Origin of the sequence: Hydromonas duriensis (genome assembly GCF_004363775.1) — a bacterium.
GTDB lineage: Bacteria > Pseudomonadota > Gammaproteobacteria > Burkholderiales > Burkholderiaceae > Hydromonas > Hydromonas duriensis.
In genome coordinates, this window is record NZ_SNZE01000006.1 from 114,745 (window position 1) to 117,267 (window position 2,523).

3 protein-coding genes are annotated in these 2,523 nt (G+C 49.6%); 1 reads left to right on the forward strand and 2 read right to left on the reverse strand.

Annotation, left to right across the window (positions count from 1 at the left end; all coding sequences use genetic code 11):
• On the forward strand, positions 1 to 379 hold a 379-nt coding region (locus DFR44_RS11405), incomplete at its 5' end, for a hypothetical protein (RefSeq protein WP_162845156.1).
• Between the two features lie 25 nt (positions 380 to 404).
• Here the strand turns inward: DFR44_RS11405 and istB are convergent.
• Positions 405 to 1,190, reverse strand: a complete 786-nt coding sequence (gene istB / locus DFR44_RS04380) for an IS21-like element helper ATPase IstB (protein WP_133619487.1) — start codon at positions 1,188 to 1,190, stop codon at positions 405 to 407.
• Positions 1,183 to 2,523, reverse strand: a 1,341-nt coding sequence (gene istA / locus DFR44_RS04385; protein WP_133619488.1) for an IS21 family transposase, incomplete at its 5' end; no start/stop codon positions are given. The genes istB and istA, both read right to left, overlap by 8 nt.

Sequence of the window (2,523 nt, forward strand, 5' to 3'; positions counted from 1 at the left end):
GCTGCTGGTCGCTGTGCTCATCGCTGTTGATACTGCGCTTGATACTGCAGTTGAAACACCTGTCGATACCGCTGATGACAACGATGCGATTGAGCTGTTTGCACTGCTCAAGCCCGTTGACGTTGCAGTTGACAATGATGTCACATTGCTGTTGGTCGTGCTAATCGCAGATGACGTTGAAGTAGACAATGAGTTGACGCTGCTCGTTGCTGTGCTCGATGCTGACGACAATGACGCAATTGAGTGTTGTTGCTCGAGTAAAACTGACCATGAGTGCGCGTTGAAATTTGACCAGGCAGTTAAAGGCGCAAATTGGGTTGCACCTGTGGATAAGTTTATCAGATTGACTTCATTTGATTCCTTTCATTTCTCGATATAAAACGACACGAACTGTCTTTAAGTTTTTAAAAAGGCTCTTTTTTGTTCTTCTCCCTAGTTTTGATACGCGCCTTCGCTGTAGCCGTGCTCTGCTTAAATCGATATGACTCATTCCCCGTTTCTACGATATGGCAGTGATGCGTCAAGCGATCCAGTAGCGCAGTAGTGAGTTTTGCATCCCCAAACACATTGTTCCACTCAGAGAAAGTCAAGTTTGTCGTAATGATGACACTGGTACGCTCATAAATCTTGGACAGCAGGTTAAACAACAACGCACCACCTGCCTGTGAGAACGGCAAATAACCCAGTTCATCTAAAATCACCAAGTCCATCTGCAGCAAAGTCATTGCCAAACGCCCCTGTTTACCAGTAGCCTTCTCGACCTCCAACTGATTCACCAAATCAATCGTCGAGTAGAATCGCACTCGCTTACCATGACGAGCAATACCCTCAACGCCCAAACCTGTAGCCAAATGCGTTTTACCCGTTCCCGTACCACCGACCAGCACAACATTGGTGGCCGACTCACTAAACTTAAATGTAGCCAACTCACCCATCAAGCTTTCATCAACCTTTGCTTGCTTGAAATCAAAGCTCTGTAAATTACGGTGTACAGGAAACCGTGCCGATTTCATTTGATAGCCGATTGAACGCAGAGCGCGTTCAGTCCCCTCCGCTTCTATCAAGTGTTTAAGTAGCCAATCCGGCGACTCAATCATCAGCCCAGGTTGGTTGATAAGCTCTGCATAGCAGTCAGCCATGCCGTGTAGTTTCAACTCTTTAAGTTGCGCAATGATTTCAGCTTTAGTCATGATTGCCTCCCATCAACTCTTCGTAGCGGGCGGTATCGGCAATCGGCTCTTCGGTCAACTCCAATGCGCTTTCAACACTGGGCGGTGCCGCTTTCTGCTTGATTCGATTGAGAATGTTGAGTACATGCTCGGCGCTGTGCACGCCTGATTCAAGCACCAGTTCGACCGCAACCAGCACTTCCTCCAAACCATGCACAGGAACTGCTGCTAATACCTGTGCCATCAGCTTGCTGCCCGTTTGTCGCTCGCGCCGCAGTAGTGCGACTTGCAATTGATGCAATGCTTCTGGCATCTCCTCAAACGGCGCACCATTACGCAATGCGCCTGATTTGCTTTGAATCAGCGGTACGTAATGTTGCCAGTTATAACTTGTTTGGTCGCGGCCCAATAACCGCTTGTGGCTGGCAACCAAGCCTTTATCGTCGTACAAGTCAACGCGGTTGGCATAGAGGTGAATGTCTACACGCTGACCCGCTAAGCGGCTGGGAGCGGAGTAATGGTTGCTTTCAACAGCAACCAAGCACGTATTGCTGACTCTACCCATGCTTTGTACATAACCATCAAATGGTGTAGGCATGGGCATCAGGTGATCTCGCTCTTCATGTAGCACGTCGGCGATGCTTAAGTCTTTGTATTCGGGGTGTTTGAGTGTTGCCCATAATGCTTGGCATTTGTCTGTCAGCCAATCGTTGAGTGCGTCAAAGCTCTCGAATCGCTCGTTTTTAGCGTCAATCCATATTCGTCGTCGAGCATCTTGTACGTTCTTCTCGACAATCCCTTTCTCCCAGCCCGATGCGGCGTTACAGAAGTCTGGGTCAATGAGGTAGTGCGCTGCCATGGCGTAGAAGCGTGTGTTGACAACCCGACCATTGCCTTTGGTTATCTTGTCAACAGCGGTCTTCATGTTGTCATAGATACCACGTTTGGCTATGCCGCCCATGGCGGTGAATGCGCGGGTGTGGGCATCAAATAGCATTTCGTGACCTTGGGCGGGGTAGCCCAATACGATGAAGGCTCGACTGGCACAGAGCTTGGTGTGGGCTGCGATGACTTTACGCACTTGCCCTGCAACCATGAGCCATTCTTCGGACCAGTCGAATTGATAGGCTTCACCAAGGTGGAATTTGAGTGGCACGAATGCTTTACTTGTGTGCCCACCCTTGATGCGCCAGCGTTTGATGTATTCAGTGATGCGGCTGTAACTACCATTGAAACCTTGCTTTTTAAGCTCTTCGTGAAGTTTGACCGCTGTGCGTCGGTCACGCTTGGGTCGGTGGCTGTCGGCTTTGAGGGCGGCTTCTAGCCAGGGCTCATAGGCGGTGAGTAGGGTTTG

Bases quoted from the DNA above. Each gene is read 5' to 3' on its own strand.
- istB (WP_133619487.1), bottom strand. From the start codon at position 1,190: ATGACTAAAGCTGAAATCATTGCGCAACTTAAAGAGTTGAAACTACAC.